Here is a 22,170-nt window from a genome sequence, read left to right on the forward strand (position 1 = left end):
CTGCCCCTTGGCGAAATGCTCTTCCACCTCCAGCACATCGGTCCGTTGCAGGTTGCGGATCTCCGTCGCGAAACGGTCCAGCGTTGCCCCCACCAGGGCCATGGTCTGCACGTACTCGGCATGGCGATCACGGCTGATCACCTGGGTGCTGACCGTGTCCGGCGTGAGGCCAAGCCGGGTGCAGGCCAGTACTTCCACACGGGGGTCGATGTTGGCGTAGGCGCCCATGGCCCCGCTGATTTGCCCCACGGCCACCACCTTTTCCAGCCGGGTCAGGCGCTCCTGGTGACGCTGCACCTCCGCCAGCCAGCCGGCCAGCTTGAATCCCAGGGTGATGGGTTCCCCGTGGATGCCGTGGGAACGACCGACCATGGTCGTGTGTTTGTGGCGCTGCGCCTGTTGGCGGACGGCAGCCTCCAGCTTGCCGAGTTCTTGTTGCAGCAGGGCCACCGCCGCCTTCATTTGCAGCGCCAGGGCGGTGTCCAGCACATCGCTGCTGGTCATGCCCAGGTGGATGTAGCGCCCGGCGTTGCCCACCTGCTCATTCACGTTGGTGAGAAACGCAATGACGTCGTGGCGCACCTGGGCTTCAATCTGGAGGATCCGCTCCACCTGGAAGCCGGCCCTGGCCCGGATCTCCCCCATGGCCTCGGGGGGAATCCGCCCCAGTTGGCAATTGGCCTCACAAGCAGCCAGTTCCACCTCCAGCCAACGCCGGTAGCGGGCTTCATCGCTCCAGACGGCTGCCATCTCCGGGAGGGTGTAGCGTTCAATCACGATCCGGCCACAACACAGTGGATCACCCTACCGACCCACCGAGGGGAGGCCACCGGGGCGGATTCAGGATTGCGGTCACAACACATTGGCCATGGGACAAGGACGCATGCGGCTGGACCAGCTTTTGGTGGAGCGGGGCCTGGCCCCCAGCCGCCAGCAGGCCCAGCGCTGGATCCGGGCGGGCCGGGTGCGCAGCGGCGCCCGGATTCTGGATAAACCCGGCCAGGCCACCAGTTGTCAGATTGCCTTGCAGGTGCAACAGCAGGCCCGGTTTGTCTCCCGCGGGGGCGAGAAGTTGCTGGGGGCCATCCATGGGTTTGGATTGCGGGTGGCTGGGCGCATAGCCCTGGACGCCGGCATCTCCACCGGCGGCTTCACGGATTGCCTGCTGCAACAGGGTTGCCGACGCATCTACGGGGTGGACGTGGGTTATGGGCAGGTGGCGTGGCGTCTACGTCAGGATTCCCGCTTGCTGCTCAAGGAACGTTGCAATCTGCGTTACCTCACCCCCACCGTGCTGTATGGACCGGATGCCGTCTGGGCTGATCTGGCGGTGGCGGATCTTTCCTTCATTTCCCTGGGCCTGGTTCTACCAACGCTGAAGGCCCTGCTGAAACCACCCCAGGAGGCGGTTGTGCTGGTCAAGCCCCAGTTCGAAGTGGGGCGGGCGTTGGTGGGCCGTGGCGGAGTGGTGCGGGATGCCCAAGCCCAGGCCAGCGCCATCAAGGCTGTTCAGGCCAAAGCCCACCACCTCAACTGGTGTGCGGTGGGGTTGGCGCCCTCACCCATCAAAGGGGCCGCCGGCAACCAGGAGTACTGGCTTCACTGGTGCCCCCCCATCAGCGCAAGGGACGAGACACCGTTGAGCCCGGGCAGGTGGAGGCTACGGTTCAGGCCGCCCTGGACAAAGACAAACACAATGAACCCGCTACCGGACAGAGGGCTGGCGGGGTTTGAACCAAGTGTGGCTCCCTAGAGGGCGGTGCTATCCCGGTCACCGGTGCGAATGCGCAACACACTCTCCACCGGTGAGATGAACACCTTGCCGTCGCCAATCTCACCGGTGCGGGCGGCATTTTGAATGGCATCCACCACTGTTTCCAGCTTGTCGTCGTTCACCACCACTTCCAACTTGAGTTTCTGGAGAAACTCAACGGTGAACTCGGAGCCGCGGTAGCGCTCCACCTGACCTTTCTGACGACCAAAACCGCGCACTTCGGTTACCGTCATGCCCACAATGCCGGCATTGACCAGAGCAACCTTCACATCATCCAGCTTGAAAGGGCGGATAATTGCTTCAACCTTCTTCATGACACCAGAAATACAAAAGTGTGCAGCAAGGGGAGGGAACCGGTGACCTGTGCCTAGGCCTGGGGCGGCGCACTGGAGCAGACCACGCCAGCAGCGGAGCAATCGGCAAGAAATGCGGGCAAGGTGTCAGGTTCAAGCTCAACGCATCCAGCAGCCAGAGAGTCCCAGTGGCAATTTTCAAAGTGCAACTGGAGCCACAACATTCCTAGAGCGCTATGGACGGAAATTCGCTGAGCCGGAAGGGAGGAAATCCCAGCAGGGGCTAAAGATGCTGAAGATAAGGGAGAAGCCACACCAGCCGCCGGGCTCAGGAACAAATCCATTGAGGAAAATGTTGATTCCCTTGCCATTAGGGGAGTGTGGCTTCCGGTTTTCAGTAGCGACAGCTACGGAATTAACAATTAATGCTTCAGCGCTTCGGCGACGCGGGTCTCGTAGACCGCTCCCCGATAGCTGACGCGCACAGGCTGTTCCGACAAAGCATCGGCCTCGTGGCGAGGAGCCTTGTTGAAGTGGACGCCACGGTAAACGTGCTCCACCGGTTGATCACTGAGATCAGGGCGCTGGGTGGTGTCATAATCAACACCACGGTACTTGAGTTGGACCATGAGAGAAACCTCCACAGAACGGGAACTGCCAACCAGCCATGGACTGGAAACTGGCGAAATCCGCTTTGTTCGAGAGGCGCGTTGCTTCACCGTCGCGGTTTGGCTACTTCCAGCGCACCTGAAGCCGGAGCCACCGATGCGCCCAACGTTTTGTCCTCACTCGCACATATAGGCCTTCTGCACTGTTCATGACAAGCACTTCAGGGATCTGTTGACAAATCTTTAGAAAAAATTCAGGGCTGGGAGGGACTTGATCCCCTGTAGCGTGAAGGCCATCGCCCTTCCTGGACCATCCATCAACCCCAACCCGGCATGACAGAGCGCCAAACCACCACACCCCGCTACGGGGAGCGGGCCATTGCCGCTGCTGAACTGATCTGCTTCGATAATCCCAACCCTGGCCGCCCCTACCGCATCGCCATTGAGTTGCCGGACTTCACATGCAAGTGCCCCTTCTCCGGCTATCCCGACTTTGCCGTGTTGCGCCTTCATTACCAGCCTGGTCCCAAGGTTCTGGAGCTCAAGGCCCTCAAGCTCTACATCAACAGTTGGCGGGACCACTGCATTTCCCATGAGGAAGTGGCCAACCGGATTCTGGATGACTGCGTCTCGGCCTGCTCACCCCGCTGGATGGAGCTGGTGGCCGATTTTTCCCCCCGGGGCAACGTGCATACGGTGATCACGGTTCACCATGGCCAGCCTCAGTGAGCTTCTTCAGCGAGGGAGTCCAGCAGGCGAGGCAGCGCCTCGCCAAAACCCACCACATCCCGGTTGCTGATGCCCGCCACATGGAGCTTGCCTTGGTCGGCAACGGCCCACAGCTTGCGGCTGGCCAACACACTCAGACCCCCACCCAGCAGGGCCACGGCAAACCCTGTGTACACCAGAGGAACGCCAGGATCCCGCTTGATCAGCAGGCCACTGGCGGGCAGCACATGGGTGATGCGAACGGGCAGTCCATCCACGTCCAGCGGAGGACCGTCAACCCGCAGCGCCCCCATTTTCTCCCCGTTGCCGTCGTACACCAGCACAGGTCCCTGCTCACTGGCAACGGTGAGCAGTACAGGGTGGGATCCATCCGGGCGGGTTGGCAGGGCCAAGCCCCAAACCTGTTCCCCCAGGCTGGGCAAAGGCTGGAGCGGAAACTGCAACTGGGGGCTCCGACCCAGTTGCACCGTCAGCGCCGCCACCCGCCAATCAGCCTGATACACCGTCACCCCACCCATGCGGGCAGGATGATTGACGCTAACGTCCACATGTCGGGCAGTGGCCAGGGCAGGGGAGGAGAACAGCAGTTGAGAGTGGAACTGCCGAGCCTGCCCCCGTGCGTCGCGATCCACGGAAAAATCCTGCAGCCGGATTGACAGTCGGGTTTCCCCTTGGCGGTCCACCAGGTCCAGACTCCGGCCCGGCGCCAGGAAGCGCTCCAGCCGTTGCCCCCCCAATGCGCCCCAGGCGGCGCCGGTCATCAGCACAATCAAACCCACATGAACCAGCAGAGGACCGCTCCGGCCGGCGATCACCCCTTGCCTGGCCGCCAGGCGCCCTGTCTTCTGTTGCACCTTCCAGCCCCGCCGTCGCAGGAGTTGAGCCAAGTGCTGGAGGCTTTGGGGACCTGCCTCCCGTGTAATGCCGATGCTGTACTTGCTCAGTTGATGGGGGTGCTGGTGGTCCATCCACTGCAATCCTGATCGCAGGGCAGGCCATTGACGGCGGATGCTGCACGTGGTCAAGGAGGCGGCCAGCAGCGCCAGTAATGCAAGAAACCACCCGCTGGAATAGACGTGATCCAGTTGTAGAGCCAGAATGGGGCCGGCGGTCAGTAGCCCCAGCCATGGCTGGGCGTCGTAGTGGTCGTGATAGGCGCCAGCGGGCTCGTTCTGGGGCAGGGCTGTGCCCAGAGCACTTGCCAGGGCAATGAGCAGCAGCAGACCAATGGCCAGCCGCAGGTCCCCCAGCAGGGCAAGCAGCCGCTGGCCGGAGCGGAAGATCTGTGCAGCATCGGACGCCATGGCTTAAGAGAGCACGGGAAGCTGCGAAAGCAGAAGGATGCTGCCAACCGACACCAGGACGGCGCCGCTGAGACGGGGAATCCACTGGGTCCAGGAGCGGAGCGCCAGCAGCCGGGGCAGGGACGCGGCTGCGGTTCCCACCAGAAGAAGGGGCAACACTTGTCCCACGCCAAAGCCGGCCAGCAGCAAGGCGCCCAGCAGGGGGCGACCGGCGCTGCCAATCCAGGCCAGGAGCACCGCCAGGACAGGTGTGGTGCAGGGAGAGGCCGCCAGTCCAAAGGCCAGACCAGCCGCCATGGGGGCAAGGGCCGGCGGCATGCGGCGGTGGAGCCATTGCCCTGGCGGCCCTGCCGGCCAGGCCATGGGCAGCAATCCCAGGAGGTTGAGGCCCATGGCCAATGCCAGAGCAGCCACCAGGGCCACCACCAGGGCAGGGACCTGGCCATAGATCCGCCCCATCAAGGAACTGAGAAGACCCAGGCCCGTCAGGGTGGCAACAATGCCCGCTGCAAACGCACTGCTGCGCTGCCAGGGGTGTAACCGGCCGGGACTGGTTCCCGCCAAAAACGCCATGGTGACGGGCAGCAGGGACAGGGAGCAGGGACCCAGGGATGTGAGTAGACCCAGTAAGGTGACCACAGCCAGGCTGGCGGGCCATGGGGCCGTGAGGCTTTGGTTCAGTAGATGCTCTCCCCAACGGGAAGCACCAGCCAGATCAAAACCCACCACAGTGGCGAGCGGAGGCAAGAACCTAATCATGGTGATCTTGCTGAAGAGCCTAGCTTTTTTCCGTGTGTTCCAGATTGGCGCGGATGAGGAGCCCCGCTGTGACCAGACAACTCAGCACGGCGCTTCCCCCGTAGCTGAACAGGGGAAAGGGGAGACCTGTGGCGGGCATCACCCCTGTGGCGACGGCCATGTTGAGAATGGCCTGGCCCACCAGGAGGATGGTGGCTCCACTGGCAACAAGTCGGGACTTCCGGTCCAGGCTGCCGTGGGCAACCCGTAGGCCTAGAAAGGCAAACACCAGCAGAAAGCAGAGCAGGAGCATGCAGCCGATGAAGCCCAACTCTTCGGCGTAGATCGCAAAGATGAAATCCGTGGTGTGGAAAGGGAGATGGTGGAGCTTTTGGCTGGACAGCGCAAAGCCGGCACCGCTCATACCCCCTGATCCAATGGCCAGGATGCTCTGGATCAGTTGATAGCCGCTGCCCGTCGGGTCCGACCACGGGTTCAGGAAGGCAAGGATCCGCTGAAACTGATAGGCATTCACCACGAGACTTGTGACCCCTGCCCCCAAACCCAAGCCGGCGATCCCCATGAGCAGGACCATGGGGAGGCCGGCGGTAAAGGCCATAAGCCAGAGCAGCAACCCCAGCAAGGTTGCCGTGCTCAGGTTGGGTTGCCTCAGAATCAAACCCAGGACCACCGTAAAAACACCAGCCCAGAAGATCTGCTGAACCATCCGGTGGCGATGCCAATTGGAGAACAGGACAGCGGCCTGGAGAATGACCAGGGGCTTGATCAACTCCGAAGGTTGTATCTGCACGGGCCCAATCAGGAGCCAGCGGGATGCGCCGTTGATGGTCACCCCGAAGAAGACGGTCAGCACCAGCAGCGCCAGGCCAGCCAGCATGCCGACGGCGCTCAGTCGCAGCCACTGGCGCAGGGGCCAGCGGACAATGATCAGGAGCAGGCACCAGCCCATCAGCAGCCAGAGCGTCTGGCGCTTGACGTAATACAAACTGTCGCCAAGCTCCTGCTGTGCAGACCACCAACTGGCGGATGCAAGGATGAGGAGTCCCACAACGCTCCAGAGGGCAGTCAGCAGAAGGAGCAGACGGGCGTCCGCAGGCCAGGCATGGCCCTGGGAGTTGGGCTTTGGTTTGGTCATGGCTGCCCCGTCTCCAAATCCCCAGGCACAGAAAAAGCCTGGCAAAACCAGGCTTTGATTGGAAGTGACTTGTGGGGGTGGACTAACTAAAGGCCAACGTTGTCCTGCTGGCGACCTGCGCAAAGCTCAACCTTGAGGATTTTCCCCCCCTGTTTCTGGATGCGCTGCTGCTCAGCGAACCAACTGTCATAGGGAACCCACTTGGTGAAGTAAGTATTTTGCAGTTCCCGCTGGGCGCGGATGTTGCGCTGAGTGGGCAAGCAGGCAGTGATCTTGAAAAGACGCATGAAATCGTTCCTCACGACGGGATCCCGATCCGCTAGGCGCTCAGCCGCCCAGTCCAGAGCAGATGTAGTCAAAGTAAACACCCATCTCCTTGCCGGCATCGGCGCCCACCAGGGAGGCAGTGACTTGCTTCATGGCCTGGATGGCCTGCACGGTGGCGCCGATGGGCACGCCCAGGGAGTTATAGGTCTCGCGAAGACCGTTCAGAACCCGCTCATCCAGGATGGAGGTGTCACCAGCCAGCATGGCGTATGTGGAATACCGGAGGTAGTAGTCCATGTCCCGGATGCAGGCAGCGTAGCGGCGGGTGGTGTACATGTTTCCGCCGGGACGGGTGATATCCGAGTAGAGGAGGGCCTTGGCCACGGCATCGCGAACAATGGCGGAAGCATTGGCGCTGATGGTCGCCGCTGCCCGCACCCGCAACTCGCCACTGCCGAAGTAGGATTGCAGCTTGGACATGGAGCCGTCGTCCAGGTAGAGCCCTTGGACGTCGGAAGAATTGATGACAGACGTGATGGCGTCTTGCATGACCTGAGAAGCGTGGGGGAATGGAGAAGGGTCTGGGGGGAGAAAATGCGGCGGCCTCAGGACAGGGCGCCAATCACATAGTCGAAGTAGAAGGATGCCTCATCGGCATCCTGACCGCCAAGGAGGGACAGGGATGCAGACTTCATTTCACGCACCGACTCCACGATGGCGTCCAGGGGAGTGCCCAGAGAGCGGTACATTTCACGGGCGCCAATGATGCCGATCTCCTCGATGGGAGTGACATCGCCGGAGACGATCCCGTAGGTGACCAGACGCAGGTAGTAGTCCATGTCACGGAGACAGGAGGCGGTCATGTCTTCTCCATAGGCATTGCCGCCAGGAGAGATGACGTCAGGGCGCTTCTGGAACAGTTGACTGCCCGCCTGCTTGACGATGCGCTCGCGATTTTCGCTAAGAGCATTCGCTACTCGCAGCCGCTGGGAGCCGCCAGAGACAAAAGACTTGATTTGATCCAACTCACCGGGGCTCAAGTAGCGGGCCTCGGCATCGGCGTTGATGATCGAATTGGAGACGATGCTCATTCAGTTCGGCCTCGAAGCGTACGGTCTCTTTGAAGGGGACCAGGGTTTAGGGGGATTGGAAGAATTAAGACAAGCTGAACCGGTCACGGATGAGCCGAGAAGAGCTGCCTTGGCCAATGCCTCATGGAGACTAGGGGATTCGGAGCGGCTGGAGCGGTCACATCCCCGGTTCTGTAACAAACACAAGGCAAGTAAAGTTTGATGACCAGAACGCCATGGAGGCTGTTGGCATGGCTGCTCTGGCGATGATCCCGGCAGGAGTCCCCGGAAAAAACGTAACGGTTCTTCACGGTGAATCGTCACCGCAAGGCAACGGCAATACAGACACAGACAAGCCGTGGCGTCAATGAACAGCCCAGAAAATTGCCCTGTCTTTAGTCAAGGCAGGGCTGCTCTACTGGTTGCTGCTGGTTATAAGAAACTTCCCCTTGGCCAAGGCGCAGCGATGGGGGAAATCCCGGTTGAGGAGTTCCGGGTCTCCACCATGAAAACAGCGCCCTGGCACAGGTTTTGGGGCATCAGGCTCAAGGCCGCGGGGTGATGCCCGCAGGCCCCCCATCCAGGCGCGCCGTCCGCATAATCACCGCCTGACTGCGACCGGGGAACGTCCGGGTTCCTTCCACCACGGGCACGGTGTTGTCCCCAAAACGCTCTTTGTATTCGGACGTGTCCAGGAGGGCGGCCACAGCGGCTGCTTTGCCGAGGCGGGCCTGTTGGTCAGCAAACGCGCTGGCCTCCGCCTGGCTGGGGGAGCGGCCCTGAAGGGCCATGTACGCCGCATCAGCCATTTTCAATCCGGAAAAGGAAGACAGGCGGTTCTGGAACAGGGAACTGGCGCTCACCTGTGCAATGAAGCCGGCCACCGTGATGCGCCCGGAGCGGAGTTGGGATTCAGCCGAGGTCAGCCGCTCTTCCGCAAGAGGAACCCGGCCCAGAAGTTGACGGTAGGCGGCATTGACCACGGCAGTCAACTCCTGTTCGCTGGGGTTGGGAGAGAGGCGGAATTTGACCGGTGGTGGCGTTCGTCTCGGTTGACCGGTTGCCGGGAACAGCCCTGTGGTGGGGCTAAACAGCAGGTTTGTCGGGAGATTGCGCATGGGCACTCCCTTGAGAAAGTCCGGCAGGGCGGCCCGGCCACTCACCCTGGCCGTCCAGGGGGGTGGCTCCACGTCGGACACCGTGCTGGCGTCGGGCTGGGCGCCCGCTGGAATCCCGGCAAACACCGTTGTGAAGCTGGGGGTGTTGTAGGTGCGCGGGAGAGCATCCTCAATGGAATAGGGCACCCCGTCTTCCCCGAAGCGCTGCAGGTACTCGTCGCTGTCGAGATAGCTGTCCACCTCGGCCACCACACCCTTTTCCGCCACCAGGCGGGCATGGAGGGCCAGTTCCTGTTGATTGGCGGGAGGCCGTCCCAACAGGTGGCGGAAGTTGAAGGCCACGAACTGCTGGGGGCTGCACACCTCAAAGTAGCGGCTACGGTACAGGTTGCTCAGGGCAATCTGCCGCACAAACTGCCGCACAGTAATGGTTCCGTTGGCCAGTTGGGATTCCGCCTGGGTGAGCCGTTCGGATTCCATGGGCTGGATGTTGCCCAGCACCTGGCGATAGGCGGCGCGGATCACCTGCTGGAGTTGGCTGCTGTCGCCACGGCTGGTGAGGGACACCGCCTCTTTGCGGGGAAGCGGCAGCCCCCGCAGGAAGCGGGGTGACGCCACCGGCGGCGTGACCGTGATCCGGGCCGCCAGGAAGGGACGAACCCGGTCCACGCCACGGCGTGGCAGGGCGCCACTGTACTGGAATCCCCTGGCCGGCCGTCGCTCGGGCCGCCGCTCGCCCCGGAGAGGGTTGGACGTATCACCCACATAGGGGATCCTGTAATCGGGCCGCAGGCCTGGAACCTGGCGCGTTACCCGGTCCGTCGGGGTGATGTAGCGCTCGTAAGGAACTGTGTCGTCCCCAAAGACCTGGCTGTACTCCCGAGAGTCCAGCATGGCATTCACGATGCCATAGAAGCCTTCCCGGGAGGCCACGTCGAAATAGGCGTCAATTTCCCAGCGGCCATAGGTGGGACGTCCCAGCAGGCGCCGGTGGATCACCTCAATGGCCTTGACCACGTACAGGCCATCCCAGTAGCGCTTGCGGAATCGGTTGGAGCAGGCCACCACCCGCACAAACTCCCGCAGGGTGATGTCCCCGTTCTCCAGCTTGATTTCCTCACTGGAGAGGCGCTCTCCTTCATAGCCCAGGGCGCCGAGAACTTGCCGGTAGACGGCTGCCACCACAGCCTGGGTGGACGCCTCGGTGTAGCGGATGCTGGGCTGTCCTCCGCGGCGAGGGACCGACGCTCCGCCCGTGGCCACCTGTTGCAGGCGGACCACCTTGGGACCCGATACGGTGGGACGGGGTTTGCGAGAGTCCGCCGAGCCCATCTGGGCGCTCAGTCCGGGAGCGCTGCCCACAAACAGGCGCCGGGTGTCGTAGCCGAAGCCTGCAGCCAGCGTTCTCGGGGCGTTGGTGCTGGACGGGAAGATGGCGCCGTACTGATTGGCCAGCGGATCGTTGGCGCCGCCGTAGGCATGCTGATCGGGGAGGGGACGGCGCTGACCGGAGAAGCTGGTCACATACTGGGGAGCCCCCTGAAAACGGGCCGCATAGTTGAAAAGCTTGCGGTTGGGACCCCAGTTGGCGCTTTCCTGGGCCTCTTCTCCCAGATCCCGCAGGTAGGGGACCGTCTCCTCGCCATAGATGCGGCCGTACTCGGCGGAGTCCACCAGGAAGTCCACAAGGGCCCCTTGTCCACCGCCGGAGACCACGGCAAAGGCCTGACGGAATTCCTCCAGGGTGCTCACACCCCGTCCGAGGAAGTGGCGGAAGGCCAGCTCCACCACCCGGCTGTTGGACTGGTTGTTATAGAAGTCGCGACGGTACAGGGAAGAACGACCAATGGCGCGCACGAACTCCCGCATGGAAATGCGCCCGTTGCGCACGTCGGTCTCGGGAGCAGCCAGCCGCAGGGAGTAGGCCTTGGTCACGTCCCGCTCCAACACCTGCCGATAGGCGGCCCGGACCACCTCGGCTTTTTCCCGGCCCGAGAGCCCCGGCCGCATCACGTAGCGCCCCGGTGATGCGGCCGCCTCCGCATAGGTTGCCGGAAGCTGGAGTCCCTGGGCCACCACGCTGCCGGGGCGAAGGCGGGGCGAGGGGCCACCCTCGGAGAGTTCCTTGAGCAGGACGTTGAAGCAGTCCACCACCAACTGGCGGCCCTCCGGCTCGTCCTGGAACACGGCTGCCGCCGCCGCCCGCATTTCTTGCAGGGCCAGCAGCGTTGCCGGGATGGAGCAGCCTTTCTCCAGCACTTCCCGCAGCCCACGGGCGTTGACCACCAGAATGCTGGGGTCGCCGGCCACAACGGCATACCCCACATAGCGCAGGAACCAACCCAGATCCCGCAGGGACTTGGTCATGCGCTCCTTGCCGTAGCGGGAGATGTCGATGGGGGCAAAGCCTGCCGGGGTGACCACGGCCACGTCCCCCGCCTGGCGGAAGTTGTCCAGCAGGCGGCTGAACAGGCCCCGACTTGAGCCGGCCGATTGGGCAAACGTCTCCACGGAGCGGTCAAAGGCTTTCTGCTCCGACCGGCCTTCCCGGAAGGCCGCCCCCACGCCAGGTACGGCCGCGGTGCGACTTGGGGGTTCCTCCAGATAGGCCAGGGGCGTTCCGCCGGAAAAAATTCGGTTAGCCGCCTGGGCAATGATGGCGCCAGCGTTGGCGGCAAGACGACGGGCAACGTCAACCCGTTGTTGTCCACCCTGGAAAAAGTTGATCAGCCGATCCAGCTCAGTGCGATCGGGGAAGCGATCCTGCTGCTCAGCCTGACGCAGGCTGGAAAGCGGCAGGGTGTCATACAGTTGCGGTGAAACGCTACTGCTGCCACTGCTGACGGTCACGGTCATGAAGGAAAGGCTCCGATGCAGCCACGGCGGCCTGATGGCTCAGACCCTCTGTGTCCAGAACGCTACGCTCCGGTTCCATGGAATCGGGAGTGGGTGAACAAATGTTTGCAGCTCCAGGGGGTTTCCGAAGGCGGTCCGCTATTGACACCTGATACCGCAATCTCCTCCGCCATGACCACGGCCGACAGCGCCACGCCACGGGTGCGTGATTTCTACAACAGGTTTCCCTATCCGCCGGATCCTCTTCAGGACGGTCCGCCACCGGGCTACAACTGGCGCTGGTGCTACGCCACGGCCTATAGCCACTGCACCGGTCGGGCCCCTGATCCCCATCAACCCCTTCGCATTCTGGACGCCGGTTGCGGCTCCGGCGTGAGCAGCGACTACCTGGCGCATCTTAACCCCGCAGCCCAGGTGACCGCCCTGGACATCAGTCCCCAGGCTCTGGCTGTGGCCCAGGAACGCCTGCGGCGCTCCGGTGGCGAGCAGCGCATCCGTTTTCATTGCGTCAGTTTGCTGGAGGCCCCTTCCCTGGGGCGGTTTCAGCTCATCAACTCCGTGGGTGTTCTGCACCACATGGGGGATCCCGCCGCCGGCCTCGGAGCTCTGGCCATGGCCTTGGCGGAGGGGGGAATCCTGCATCTGTTCCTCTACGGGGACGGGGGTCGCTGGGAGATTCACAGGACCCAGCATGCTCTGAGATTATTGGGCATCCAGGTAGACGGAACCGGGGTGCAATTTGCCCGTCAACTCATTGCCCGATTGCCTGAGCACAACAGGATCCGGCAGCGCCATCAGCAGCGCTGGGCCCTGGACACGGTCAATGATGCGGCTTTTGCCGACATGTATCTCCATCCCCAGGAAACCAGCTACACCCTGGAGAGGCTCTTTCAGTTGGTGGAGGGGTGCGGGCTGGAGTTTCTGGGTTTCAGCAATCCCCGAAGCTGGCAACTGGACGCCCTCTTGCAGGGGGAGGCACTGGAGCGGGCCAGGGCTCTACCGGATCGGCAGCAGTGGCAACTGGTTGAGGCCCTGGACACGGACATCAGCCATTTTGAATTTTTTCTCGGCAAGCCGCCCCTGCCTGCCCACACCTGGAGCAGTGACGAGGATCTGTGGGCCGCCACCGCCCAGCTCAATCCCTGTTTATGGGGCTGGCCCGGTTCCCGCCTGCTGGGCCCGGACCTGGAGCCCGTGGATCTTGACCAGGAGGACGTAAGCCTGCTGAAGGCCATTGACGAGGCGCCGTCACAACCTTTGCGACATCTGGCGGATCCTGCCGGTGGCAGGAGTGAACAGGGACTGGGGGAGCAGGTCAGGGCGCTCTGGCGGCGCAGATTGGTCCTGCTGCGCCCCACGATCCACTGACCCTGGATGTTAGGATCTCTCCGCATTTGCCTGTACAGCGGTTCTGTGGACAGAACGGAGGTGAACCACGGGTTCACCATGGAAGCCTCCCCTGAAGACCTGCTTCAGGCCCATCAAGCAAGCCTCTGGCGTGACCAGTTGCTCCATCGCCTTGCCGGTCACGGCCAGCCTCCGTCTCCCCTTGGAGAAAGCGGCGGCTGGTCCCGGTTCATCCCGTCTGCCGTCCAGTCCCCTGCATCTGCGAAGATCCCGGAAGACAAACCCAGTCCCATGGCCCCCAGTCCCATGGTCGAGTTCTTTCGTCTTCGGCAACGGGTTTTCAGCCTGACACTGAGCATCACCATCGGGGCTGGCCTGTTGACGGTTCTGGTCTGGGATCTGCAGACGTGCCTCAGCCTTCTTGCCGGCGCCGCTGCGGGAATGCTCTACCTGATTCTGCTTTCACGTTCGGTGGAACGGTTGGGCAAGAGTTCCAACAGGCTGGGCAAGGCGCATCTAGCGGTTCCCGTGGTCCTGGGCATTCTGGCTCTTCGTCTTCAAGGGCTGGATTGTGTGCCCGCCTTCTTCGGCTTTCTGCTGTACAAGCCAGCGATTTTGCTCATCGCCTTCGGCGATCTGACGGGTTCCGACGAGCCCACAACCTTTGTTTCCGGTTCTCCACTTGCCTGAGTCATGCTGCTGCAAACCCTTCTTCCCCTTGCCGAAGCTCTCCCGGCCAGTGATCCGGAACTCATGGTTGAGGAATCCCATGGTTTGGAGATCGGCCAGCACTTCTACTGGCGCCTGGGCCAACTGGACCTTCACGGTCAGATTTTTCTCAGTTCCTGGATCCTCATCGGCGCCCTGCTGACCATTGTGGTGACGGGGACGCGCCGGATGGGGCGCAAGCCCGGGGGACTCCAAAATCTTCTGGAGTTCCTCTGGGACTACATCCGCAACCTCTCCCGGGAACAGATTGGCGAAGCAGCCTACCGGGACTGGATGCCCTTCATTGGCACCCTGTTCCTGTTCATCTTCTTCTGCAACTGGGGCGGCGCCCTCGTGCCCTGGCGTCTGGTGCGTCTGCCCTCCGGTGAGCTGGGGGCCCCCACCGGGGACATCAATACAACCGTTGCCCTGGCCTTGCTGGTGTCCCTGGCCTACTTTTACGCCGGGTTGAGCCGCAAGGGGTTGCGGTACTTCGAGTACTACGTGGAGCCCACCCCCATCATGCTCCCGTTCAAGATCGTCGAGGACTTCACCAAGCCCCTGTCCCTCTCCTTCCGCCTGTTCGGCAACATCATGGCCGACGAGCTCACCGTCTCCGTGCTGGTGCTGCTTCTGCCCCTGTTTGTGCCCTTACCCATGATGTTTTTGGGCCTGTTCACCAGTGCTATTCAGGCCTTGATTTTTGCCACCCTGGCGGCCTACTACATTGGCGAGGCGGTTCACGAAGAGCACGCCTGACGCGGTCCTTCGTCATCCAATCATCACTGCGTGCGGTCCGAGTGCCTCGGGCCCCTTCCCTGTCCCGAGGAATGTTCCAGGCGCGCCCACAACACCCGCGTAGCATCTGCGCACCCCCAACCATCATCCCCTCAATCATGGAATCCTTTATCCCCGCAGCCTCTGTTGTCGCCGCCGGACTGGCCGTTGGCCTGGGGGCCATTGGCCCCGGCATCGGCCAGGGCACCGCTGCTGGCGGGGCTGTTGAAGGCATTGCCCGTCAGCCTGAGGCCGAGGGAAAGATTCGTGGCACCCTGCTGCTCTCTTTTGCGTTCATGGAATCGCTCACCATCTACGGCCTGGTGGTGGCGCTGGTGCTGTTGTTTGCCAATCCCTTTTCCTGAACCGACTCGGCAAGGCGTCGCGGCACAGCACAGCCTGAACTGGAACCTGCTCCTGTCCTGAACCATCGTCCATCCAACCGTCCCAATGATCAGTTGGTTTCCCCTGGCCGAGGCCCCTGTCCCTGAAGGCGGTCTCTTTGACTTTGACGCCACCCTGCCGTTGATGGCCATCCAGGTGGTGGTCCTCACGTTCATCCTGAACAAGTTGTTCTTCCAGCCTGTTGGCAAGGTGGTTGAGGAGCGGGAGGGTTTTGTGACCACCAGCCACAAGGACGCCAAGGAACGGCTGGCTCAGGTGCAACGCCTTGAACAGGACCTCAAGGCCCAACTGCAACAGGCCCGTCAAGATGCCCAGGCTGTCATTGCCGCGGCTGAAGACGAGGTGGCCACGCTTTACAAAAGCGCATTGGCGGAAGCCAAGGCATCCGCAACCAGGCTGCGGGAGCAGGCGCGGGCCGACATGGAAGCCCAGCGCTCCGCCGCCGCCGCCACTCTGAGCAAGGAGTCTCGTCAACTCGCCGATCTGATTATCCAGCGCCTGGTCGCTATCTGAACCCACCAATGCCCATCGTCCCCCCCGCCGCCATGGCCGCCCCCCTCTTGCTGGCAACAGAAGGTTTCGGCATTGACCTTGACATCCTCAACGGCAACCTGGTCAATCTGGCCATCCTTATCCCTGTTCTGTTCTGGTTTTTGAAGGGATTCCTCGGCGGCATCCTTTCTCGCCGCCGTGAGGCAATCCTGCAGGACCTCCATGGGGCGGAGTCCCGCCTGTCCGAAGCCACAGCCCAGCTTGAGAAGGCCAAGGCCGAACTGGCTGCTGCCCGGGAAACAGCCCGCACAATCCTCAAGGACGGCCAAGCCCGGGCCGATGCCATTCGCGCCGAGGGGGAGCAGCGCACCATCGCCGAGATGGCGCGCCTTCAAGAGGAAGCGAAGGCCGATACGGACAGCGAAGCGCGGCGCATTAGCAATGAGCTGCTGAGCAGCACCGCTGATCAGGCCATTGCCCTGGCCCTCCAGGATCTTCCCGGCGCTCTTTCCCACCAGAAGCAGACGAAGCTTCTGGTGGCCACCATTCATTCCCTTGGCTAGACGATGCCCCTCCTCAACACCATCGCCACGCCTTACGCCGAAGCGCTGTTGCAGATCGGGAACCAGCAGGGCATCAGTGACCACCTGGCTGCTGACGCCAAGGCTGTGCTTGAGATCTGGACAGCCTCGGATGTTTTGCGAGATGCCCTGGGTTCCCCGATCCTTGAACCGGAAACCAAGAAAGCCGTCATTACGGCAGTGTTTCAGGAGAAGGACGTGCTCAGGCAAACGGCCAGCCTCAACCTGCTCAAACTGTTGGCCGACCGCCAGCGCATCAGCCTGATGGGCGCGGTGTTTGAGCGTTTCCTGGAGCTTTACCGCAAGGCCAAAGGCATTGCCCTGGCCCAGGTGACCAGCGCGACGCCACTCACCCCGCACCAGGAAGAACAACTCAAACAAAAGGTTCAGACCATGGCGGGCAGTGCTGCTGTGGACTGCTCCATCACCGTTGATCCTTCTCTGATCGGTGGTCTGATCGTGCGTATCGGCTCCCAGGTTGTGGATGCCAGCCTGGCTGGACAAGTCCGTCGCCTCGGCCGCAGCCTGGCCAAAGCCGCTTGATCCCTGGCAACCGAATCCCCCCACCCAACTGCCCTCCTTTCCTTTCCGCTCCAAGCCATGGTTTCCATCCGTCCTGACGAGATCAGCGCCATCCTCAAGCAGCAAATTGAGGACTACGACAAAACCGTCTCCGTCAGCAACGTCGGCACCGTTTTACAGGTGGGCGACGGCATTGCCCGGATCTATGGCCTGGAGCAGGCCATGGCGGGGGAGTTGCTGGAATTTGCAGACGGTACCGAAGGCATTGCCCTGAACCTGGAGAGTGACAACGTGGGCGCCGTGCTCATGGGCGAAGGCCACGGCATTTCCGAGGGCAGCAGCGTCAAGGCCACGGGCAAAATCGCCTCCGTTCCCGTGGGTGACGCCATGCTGGGGCGGGTGGTCAATGCTCTCGGTGAACCCGTGGACGGCAAAGGGGCCATTGAAACCACCGCCACCCGCCTGATCGAGTCTCCGGCGCCCGGCATCATCCAGCGCCGCTCTGTCCATGAGCCCATGCAGACCGGCATCACCGCCATTGATGCCATGATTCCCATCGGTCGAGGCCAGAGGGAGCTGATCATCGGTGACCGCCAGACCGGAAAAACCGCTATTGCCATTGACACGATCCTGAACCAGGCGGATCAGGACATGATTTGTGTCTATGTGGCCATTGGCCAGAAGGCTGCCTCCGTGGCCAACGTGGTGCAGGTGCTGCGGGAGCGGGGCGCCTTGGCCTACACCGTGGTGGTGGCCGCCAGCGCCTCGGAGCCTGCCGCCCTCCAGTACCTGGCCCCCTATGCCGGTGCAGCCATTGCCGAACACTTCATGTACGACGGCAAGGCCACCCTGGTGATCTACGACGACCTCTCCAAGCAGGCCCAGGCTTATCGGCAGATGTCCCTGCTCCTGCGCCGTCCCCCCGGACGGGAAGCCTATCCCGGCGATATTTTCTACTGCCATAGCCGCCTCCTGGAGCGGGCCGCAAAATTGAGCGACGCCATGGGCAAGGGTTCCATGACCGCTCTGCCCATCATCGAAACCCAGGCTGGAGACGTGTCGGCCTACATCCCCACCAACGTGATCTCCATCACCGACGGCCAGATTTTCCTCTCTTCGGACCTGTTCAACTCCGGTCTTCGCCCGGCCATCAACGTGGGCATCTCCGTGAGCCGTGTGGGGGGCGCCGCCCAGACCAAAGCCATCAAGAAAATTGCCGGCAAGCTGAAGCTGGAACTGGCCCAGGCGGCCGAGTTGGCGGCCTTCTCCCAGTTTGCCTCGGATCTGGATGCCGCCACCCGGGCCCAGTTGGATCGGGGGGCGCGGCTGCGGGAGATGCTGAAGCAGCCCCAGTTCAGCCCCTTGATTCTGGCGGAGCAGGTGGCGCTGGTTTATGCGGGGACCAAAGGTCTGCTGGATGACGTCCCGGTGGAACAGATTCAGGGTTTCGTACGGGAGTTGCGCGACTACCTCAAGACCAGCGCCAAGGACTTTGTGGAGGAGATCCAAACCAGGAGAGTCATGTCTGCGGAGGCGGAGGACAAGCTCAAAGCAGCAATTGAGGCTGTGAAGTTGACCATGCTGGCTGCCGCCTGATCCGGCCAGGCCCTCACCACTTCCGCTGAACCATGGCCAATCTCAAACAAATCAGAGACCGGATCAATTCGGTCAAAAACACCCGCAAGATCACTGAGGCCATGCGCCTCGTTGCGGCCGCCAAGGTGCGTCGCGCCCAGGAGCAGGTGTTGCGCAGTCGCCCCTTCTCCGACCGCCTGGCCCGGGTGCTGGAAAATCTCCAGTCCCAAATGGCCTTTGAAGCCGTTGATGCTCCTCTGCTGGAACAGCGTGAACTGCGCACCGTTACCCTGGTGTCCATTGCGGGAGACCGGGGACTCTGCGGCGGCTATAACGCCAATGTCATCAAGCGCACAGAGGAACGTCACCGGGAGTTGACGGCCAAGGGGCTGAAGGTGAATCTCCTGTTGGTGGGCCGCAAGGTGAATGCCTACTTCGGCCGCCGCGACTACGACATTGTTGACGGCATCGAGAACCTGGAGCAGGCGCCCACGTCCGCCGAGGCCGGCCACATTGCCAACCGCCTGTTGCCCCTGTTTCAGGGACGAAGCAGTGACCGGGTGGAAGGGATCTACACCAAGTTCATCAACCTGGTGAGTTCCCGGCCCGTTGTGCAAACCCTCCTGCCTCTGGATCCCCAGGGCATTGCCACCGTGGACGACGAGATGTTCCGTCTCACCAGCAAAGGGGGGGCGATGGAGGTGGAGCGTGGCTCCCTCCCCAACACCCAGCCCAGGCTTCCCTCCGCCATGGTCTTTGAGCAGACCCCTGCCCAACTGCTCAATGCGCTCCTGCCCCTCTATGTACAGAATCAGGTGTTGCGCTCCCTGCAAGAGGCTGCCGCATCGGAACTGGCCAGCCGCATGACCGCCATGAACAACGCCAGTGACAATGCCAAGGCCCTGGCCAAAACCCTCACCCTGGATTACAACAAAGCCAGACAGGCGGCCATCACCCAGGAAATTCTTGAGGTGGTGGGCGGCGCCGCCGCCATGGGTTGATCGGGCCAATGGACACCTTCACCATCACGGTTCATCTGCACGGGGACGTTCACACCTTCCCTTGCCGTGGAGATGAAACTGTGTTGGCTGCAGCGGAAGCGGCCGGGATTGTTCTGCCCTGCTCCTGTTGTACAGGGTTATGCACCACCTGCGCCGCCCTGCTCAAGCAGGGCCAAGTGGCGCAACCCGATGCCATGGGGGTGCGGGATGATTTGCAGGAGAAAGGCTTTACCCTGCTCTGCGTGGCCTACCCTCGCAGCGACCTGCAACTGGAGGCTGGCCAGGAGGACGCCCTGTATGAAGCCCAGTTTGGCCAATATCAGACGTGACCCATCAGAGGTGACCGCTGGTGGTGGGCAGGGCATGGGTGGCGCCACGATGCGGCTGCAGAGAGTGTCTCTGGAGTTGATTCTGGAACCCGGTCCTTTGCTGGATCCCATTGAGAAGGCCCTGGCCCAACACGGCTCGCCACTCCGTTGGGCCATCACCGCCTGCACGGCATTGCCCGGGGGGCAGCGCTGGATCCGGCTGGAGGCAATGGCGCTCCACGGCGCCCCGTAGACATGGGCGCGCTCCCCATGCCCACCGTGCTGATCATCCCCACCGGGATTGGTTGTCAGCAGGGGGGGTTTGCCGGGGACGGTCTGCCGGTGGCCCGGCTTCTGGCGGCCGCCAGTGGCTGCCTCGTCACCCATCCCAACGTCTTGAACGCCGCTTCCCTGTACTGGCCTGATGCCCGCATCCACTACACGGAAGGCTGGGCGCTGGATCGTTTCTGCCGAGGGCAGACGGCTCTGCGGCCCTGCCATCGCCATTGCCTGGGTCTGTTGCTGGATGGCGGTCTGGAGCCGGAACTACTGGAACGCCACCGTCAAGCGGCAGCCGCGGCCCGGTTCAGCCTGGGGCTATCCATCGGCCCTGAGGTGGTTACGCCGGAGCCTCTCGGGGTGCGCCTGGAGCAGGGGGGGAGCGGCATCAGTTGGGGTGGCCTGAACCGCGTTGACCTGCTGTTGGCGGCGGGACGTGAACTCCGGCGCCGCGGCGCCACGGCTGTGGCTGTGGTGACCCGCTTCCCTGATGAATCCCCCATGTCTTCACTGCTGCAGAACTACCGCCATGGCCATGGCGTGGACGCCATGGCCGGGGCCGAGGCGGTGATCAGCCATCTGCTGGTGCGGGAGTTGGGTCTGCCCTGCGCCCATGCTCCGGCTGTCCGCCCCCTGCCCTTGCTGTCGGACGTGGATCCCCGGGCAGCGGCCGAGGAGTTGGGGTACACCTTCCTGCCGTCCGTGTTGGCGGGACTGAGTCGGGCCCCCCGGCTCGTCCCAGCCGCTGAGGCCCAGGGGGGTGATCTGCTGGCCCAGCAGGTGGGCGCCCTGGTGGCCCCCCACGGCGCCCTGGGGGGGCCAGCGGTTCTGGCGGCATCCGAGGGGAGGATCCCCGTTCTGGCTGTACACAATCCCTCCCAACTGGAGGTCACGGCAGCAGCCCTGGGCCTGGAAGGGGTAATCAACGTGGCCAATTACCAGGAAGCTGCCGGGGTGGTGCTGAGCCTGCGGGAGGGCCTGGATCCCGATGCACTCCAGCGCCCCCTGGGGCAAACTGCCAGGAAGTGATCAGGGGCTGATGTCCGGAACACCCCAGCTTTGTGTTGTGCAGACCATTCCGCGGGAAGGCCCCGGCCTTGTTCAGCCCCTGGCCCTGGAGCGTGGTTGGCAACTTCACGTGACCCGACTCTGGACTGATCAACCTCTGCCCACGCCACAACAGGGCCAGGCATTCCTGCTCCTGGGGGGACCCGCCAGCGCCAATGACCGCCATGGACGCATCCCGGAACTGGTGCGTCTCTGTCAACACTTGCTGGAGCAGCAGATTCCCGCCCTGGGCATCTGCCTGGGGCTGCAAGTGCTGGCCAAGGCCAAGGGGTGTGTGGTCCGCGCCGCCCGACAACGGGAACTGGGTTGGCTGGATCCCCAGGGGCGGCAGTGGACGCTCCATCAAACCCCTGCCGGTCGCAACCATCCCCTGCTGCGGGGTGTGCCCGACCCCCTACCGGTGTTTCAGTTACACGGGGAAGAAGTGGCGCCGGAGCGGTCTGTTGAGACCATGGCCACCAGCCCCCTCTGCCACAACCAGATTGCCGCCCTGGGCCCGGCAGCCTATGGGGTGCAAGGCCACATGGAGCTGGATCGGGACATGGCGGAGCGTTGGTTTGCCGAGGACGACGACCTGGTTCCCATTGCCCGGCAGGCCCGGTTCAACGGGACCGGCTTGGCGACCCTGATGCCCATTGGCCGCATGTTCTACGGGAACTGGCTGGCTCTGGCGGCGGAGCAACTGGCTGCTGCCTAGAGCTCCGGGTGCTCAGGGGATTCGTCATTGGCCCCGCCATCAGGATCCAACTGTCCGGAGCGAATCAACATGGCGCGGGAGCGGGCGCATTCCGCCTCCGCCTCCTCCAGCCCCATGGCCTCAATGATCCAGACCAGTTCCTCCTGCTCGTCTTCATCAAGATTCAGCCCATAGCGGTGGGCCAGAAGAACAGCTTGCTGGCGGTGATGGTTGTCAGGAACACCGGTCCTGGTCAGACTCATGTGGGCTTGGGTTGGCATGGCGGAGCCAGTTTAGACGGGGCTTGAGCGGGGGCAGCCTGACACCCCCGGCAGACTTTGCGACAGTTGGTGAATAAATCCCGCAGAAATCTAAATCAAATCTGAAACCGGCCTGAACTTGGAAGGCAGGTCTGCCGAGACCATACCCCAAACTCTCTAAGGAGGCTTTATGGACAAACACATCCTCCCCAATCGTCCCCCCATGGCGCTTGGTGAAACCACAGGCTTGCGACTGGC

General features: G+C 62.7%; 27 protein-coding genes. 15 read left to right on the forward strand and 12 right to left on the reverse strand.

Annotated features, from left to right (window positions below):
* Window positions 1-777 (reverse strand): lyase family protein (locus tag BG35_RS0100320; protein ID WP_025781185.1); only part of this gene is annotated, 777 nt, incomplete at its 3' end.
* Between the two features lie 91 nt (window positions 778-868).
* On the opposite strand from BG35_RS0100320, the gene BG35_RS0100325 reads away from it, so the two are divergent.
* Window positions 869-1,753, forward strand: coding sequence for a TlyA family RNA methyltransferase (locus tag BG35_RS0100325; protein ID WP_025781186.1), 885 nt, complete (start codon window positions 869-871; stop codon window positions 1,751-1,753).
* Here BG35_RS0100325 and BG35_RS0100330 read toward each other — a convergent pair.
* The 3 genes from BG35_RS0100330 to BG35_RS0100335 are packed head-to-tail and all read right to left on the reverse strand — an operon-like array spanning window position 1,750 to window position 2,696.
* Window positions 1,750-2,088, reverse strand: a complete 339-nt coding sequence (locus BG35_RS0100330; RefSeq protein ID WP_025781187.1) for a P-II family nitrogen regulator — start codon at window positions 2,086-2,088, stop codon at window positions 1,750-1,752. The two genes, BG35_RS0100325 and BG35_RS0100330, sit on opposite strands and share 4 nt — an antisense overlap.
* A gap of 53 nt (window positions 2,089-2,141) precedes the next feature.
* Complete coding sequence (locus BG35_RS14260) at window positions 2,142-2,438, reverse strand: hypothetical protein (RefSeq protein ID WP_505625210.1); 297 nt, start codon at window positions 2,436-2,438, stop codon at window positions 2,142-2,144.
* Window positions 2,439-2,489: 51 nt separating this feature from the next.
* A complete protein-coding gene (locus BG35_RS0100335) occupies window positions 2,490-2,696 on the reverse strand; it encodes a DUF4278 domain-containing protein (protein WP_025781188.1) in 207 nt (68 codons plus the stop codon).
* Window positions 2,697-3,008: 312 nt separating this feature from the next.
* Between BG35_RS0100335 and queF the strand changes: the two genes are divergently transcribed.
* Window positions 3,009-3,404: a preQ(1) synthase gene (gene queF, locus BG35_RS0100340; RefSeq protein WP_025781189.1), complete on the forward strand. Its 396-nt coding sequence runs from the start codon at window positions 3,009-3,011 to the stop codon at window positions 3,402-3,404.
* Here the strand turns inward: queF and BG35_RS0100345 are convergent.
* The 7 genes from BG35_RS0100345 to BG35_RS0100380 form a co-directional block, all read right to left on the reverse strand.
* Complete coding sequence (locus BG35_RS0100345; RefSeq protein ID WP_025781190.1) at window positions 3,398-4,708, reverse strand: cytochrome c biogenesis ResB family protein; 1,311 nt, start codon at window positions 4,706-4,708, stop codon at window positions 3,398-3,400. The two genes, queF and BG35_RS0100345, sit on opposite strands and share 7 nt — an antisense overlap.
* Window positions 4,709-4,711: 3 nt before the next feature.
* A complete protein-coding gene (locus BG35_RS0100350) occupies window positions 4,712-5,467 on the reverse strand; it encodes a cytochrome c biogenesis protein CcdA (protein WP_034416255.1) in 756 nt (251 codons plus the stop codon).
* A 19-nt stretch (window positions 5,468-5,486) separates the two neighbouring features.
* A complete protein-coding gene (locus BG35_RS0100355; protein ID WP_034416269.1) occupies window positions 5,487-6,602 on the reverse strand; it encodes an FtsW/RodA/SpoVE family cell cycle protein in 1,116 nt (371 codons plus the stop codon).
* Window positions 6,603-6,688: 86 nt separating this feature from the next.
* Window positions 6,689-6,889 (reverse strand): rod-capping linker protein CpcD domain-containing protein, encoded by a 201-nt coding sequence (locus tag BG35_RS0100360; protein WP_025781193.1) that lies wholly within the window; start codon window positions 6,887-6,889, stop codon window positions 6,689-6,691.
* A gap of 40 nt (window positions 6,890-6,929) precedes the next feature.
* On the reverse strand, window positions 6,930-7,418 hold the full coding sequence (gene apcB / locus BG35_RS0100365; protein ID WP_025781194.1) for an allophycocyanin subunit beta: 489 nt from the start codon (window positions 7,416-7,418) through the stop codon (window positions 6,930-6,932).
* Window positions 7,419-7,474: 56 nt separating this feature from the next.
* Window positions 7,475-7,960, reverse strand: a complete 486-nt coding sequence (gene apcA / locus BG35_RS0100370) for an allophycocyanin subunit alpha (RefSeq protein WP_025781195.1) — start codon at window positions 7,958-7,960, stop codon at window positions 7,475-7,477.
* 524 nt (window positions 7,961-8,484) lie between these two features.
* Entirely contained in the window at window positions 8,485-11,913 is a 3,429-nt protein-coding gene (locus tag BG35_RS0100380) for a phycobilisome rod-core linker polypeptide (RefSeq protein ID WP_025781196.1), read from the reverse strand.
* Between the two features lie 171 nt (window positions 11,914-12,084).
* Between BG35_RS0100380 and BG35_RS0100385 the strand changes: the two genes are divergently transcribed.
* The 13 genes from BG35_RS0100385 (at window position 12,085) to BG35_RS09645 (ending at window position 21,673) form a co-directional block, all read left to right on the forward strand.
* Complete coding sequence (locus BG35_RS0100385; protein ID WP_034416257.1) at window positions 12,085-13,281, forward strand: class I SAM-dependent methyltransferase; 1,197 nt, start codon at window positions 12,085-12,087, stop codon at window positions 13,279-13,281.
* Between the two features lie 78 nt (window positions 13,282-13,359).
* Complete coding sequence (locus BG35_RS12305; RefSeq protein ID WP_161632481.1) at window positions 13,360-13,950, forward strand: ATP synthase subunit I; 591 nt, start codon at window positions 13,360-13,362, stop codon at window positions 13,948-13,950.
* Between the two features lie 63 nt (window positions 13,951-14,013).
* A complete protein-coding gene (gene atpB / locus BG35_RS0100395; protein WP_034416274.1) occupies window positions 14,014-14,727 on the forward strand; it encodes a F0F1 ATP synthase subunit A in 714 nt (237 codons plus the stop codon).
* Between the two features lie 137 nt (window positions 14,728-14,864).
* Window positions 14,865-15,110, forward strand: coding sequence for an ATP synthase F0 subunit C (gene atpE / locus BG35_RS0100400; protein WP_025781200.1), 246 nt, complete (start codon window positions 14,865-14,867; stop codon window positions 15,108-15,110).
* An 88-nt stretch (window positions 15,111-15,198) separates the two neighbouring features.
* Window positions 15,199-15,663: a F0F1 ATP synthase subunit B' gene (locus BG35_RS0100405; protein WP_025781201.1), complete on the forward strand. Its 465-nt coding sequence runs from the start codon at window positions 15,199-15,201 to the stop codon at window positions 15,661-15,663.
* An 8-nt stretch (window positions 15,664-15,671) separates the two neighbouring features.
* Window positions 15,672-16,205, forward strand: coding sequence for a F0F1 ATP synthase subunit B (locus BG35_RS0100410; RefSeq protein WP_236619723.1), 534 nt, complete (start codon window positions 15,672-15,674; stop codon window positions 16,203-16,205).
* A 3-nt stretch (window positions 16,206-16,208) separates the two neighbouring features.
* Entirely contained in the window at window positions 16,209-16,766 is a 558-nt protein-coding gene (gene atpH, locus BG35_RS0100415) for an ATP synthase F1 subunit delta (protein WP_025781203.1), read from the forward strand.
* A 57-nt stretch (window positions 16,767-16,823) separates the two neighbouring features.
* Window positions 16,824-18,341 (forward strand): F0F1 ATP synthase subunit alpha, encoded by a 1,518-nt coding sequence (gene atpA / locus BG35_RS0100420; RefSeq protein ID WP_025781204.1) that lies wholly within the window; start codon window positions 16,824-16,826, stop codon window positions 18,339-18,341.
* Window positions 18,342-18,373: 32 nt separating this feature from the next.
* Entirely contained in the window at window positions 18,374-19,321 is a 948-nt protein-coding gene (locus BG35_RS0100425; RefSeq protein WP_025781205.1) for a F0F1 ATP synthase subunit gamma, read from the forward strand.
* 8 nt (window positions 19,322-19,329) lie between these two features.
* Entirely contained in the window at window positions 19,330-19,650 is a 321-nt protein-coding gene (locus tag BG35_RS0100430; protein ID WP_034416262.1) for a 2Fe-2S iron-sulfur cluster-binding protein, read from the forward strand.
* A gap of 10 nt (window positions 19,651-19,660) precedes the next feature.
* Window positions 19,661-19,882 carry a DUF8621 family protein gene (locus tag BG35_RS0100435; RefSeq protein ID WP_152535099.1) on the forward strand — a complete coding sequence of 74 codons (222 nt, stop codon included), beginning with the start codon at window positions 19,661-19,663 and terminating at the stop codon, window positions 19,880-19,882.
* 17 nt (window positions 19,883-19,899) lie between these two features.
* The gene (locus BG35_RS0100440; RefSeq protein ID WP_236619724.1) at window positions 19,900-20,937 is read left to right on the forward strand and encodes a DUF3326 domain-containing protein; all 1,038 of its coding nucleotides are present in this window, start codon (window positions 19,900-19,902) and stop codon (window positions 20,935-20,937) included.
* Window positions 20,938-20,947: 10 nt separating this feature from the next.
* A complete protein-coding gene (locus tag BG35_RS09645; protein WP_236619725.1) occupies window positions 20,948-21,673 on the forward strand; it encodes a type 1 glutamine amidotransferase in 726 nt (241 codons plus the stop codon).
* Here BG35_RS09645 and BG35_RS0100450 read toward each other — a convergent pair.
* Window positions 21,670-21,933 carry a hypothetical protein gene (locus tag BG35_RS0100450; RefSeq protein ID WP_034416263.1) on the reverse strand — a complete coding sequence of 88 codons (264 nt, stop codon included), beginning with the start codon at window positions 21,931-21,933 and terminating at the stop codon, window positions 21,670-21,672. The two genes, BG35_RS09645 and BG35_RS0100450, sit on opposite strands and share 4 nt — an antisense overlap.
* Window positions 21,934-22,170 lie beyond the last annotated feature (237 nt).

The organism is Candidatus Synechococcus spongiarum SH4, from assembly GCF_000586015.1.
Classification (GTDB): domain Bacteria; phylum Cyanobacteriota; class Cyanobacteriia; order PCC-6307; family Cyanobiaceae; genus Synechococcus_B; species Synechococcus_B spongiarum_F.